This window comes from uncultured Kocuria sp. (genome assembly GCF_947500125.1).
Classification (GTDB): Bacteria; Actinomycetota; Actinomycetes; order Actinomycetales; family Micrococcaceae; genus Kocuria.
This window is the reverse complement of sequence record NZ_CANMRA010000084.1, coordinates 1-952: the sequence shown is the minus strand read 5'-3', so window position 1 is coordinate 952 and position 952 is coordinate 1. Positions and strand designations below refer to the sequence as shown.

Annotated in this window: 1 protein-coding gene; it reads right to left on the bottom strand. The window is 72.8% G+C overall.

The annotated features are described in order from the left end of the window. A partial coding sequence (locus Q0817_RS19950) for an IS3 family transposase (RefSeq protein WP_298592231.1) occupies positions 1-952 on the bottom strand: 952 nt, incomplete at both ends.

Below are 952 nucleotides of genomic sequence, written 5' to 3'. Positions count from 1 at the left end.
GGCCGGACGCGGGCGGGGTGGGCCCGGTCGTAGGCGGCGCGGGCGGTGGTACGCGCGGCGTGGATGGCCGGCCAGGTTCCGTGGTGCACGCTGGCCGGGGTGTAGCCGTTGAGCCCGCTGTGGCGGTGGTGGTCGTTGTAGTCGGTGAAGAACTCCTGGCACCAGGTGCGGGCGGCGCCCAGGTCGGTGAAGCGCACCGGGATGGTCGGGGTGTACTTCACGGTCTTGAACAACGCCTCGATGTGAGGGTTGTCGTCGCTGACCCGCGGGCGGGAGTGCGAGGGACGGATCCCGAAGCGGGCGTAGAGCTCGTGGGTGCTCCCCGCGCGCATCGACGAGCCGTTGTCGGCGTGGACGACCTCCGGCACGGTGGTCGAGGCGGTGATGGCCTCGGTCAAGAACGCCGCGGCCGTCACGGCGTTCTCCGTCTGAGCCACGTGGTGGCCCACGGCAGCACGAGAGAACAGGTCCATGATCGTGAACAGCTTGTAGCGGGCCCGGCCCACGCCGGTGAGCTCGGTGACGTCCCAGCACCAGACCTGGTTCGGGGCGGTGGCGCTCAGCACCGGTTTCGGACGTGTCCCGCCGGGCACCGGTGCCCGCTGCGCACGCCAGTCCCCGCTCAGCCCGGCCCGGCGCACGAGCCGGTGCGCGGTGGCCACCGAGCAGTGGTACCGGCCGGCGTCGACCATCCGCTGCCAGGCCTCGGTGACCGATAGGTGCCCGTAGGCCGGGCCGGTGAGCTCGTCCAAGAACGCGGTGACCTCCTCCGGGGCGAGCCGGTGGCGGTAGGCCCTCTCGCGCTGGTGCACCCCTTCCGGACGCGGTCCGGGGGCGGGTCGGCGGGAACGGTAGAAGCGGTCCTTGGAAATCCCGACCAGCGCGCACGCCGCGCGCACACCGGTCCCGGCCGCGCTCAGGGCTGCGACCGCGGTGAGGGCTGCTCGCCGGT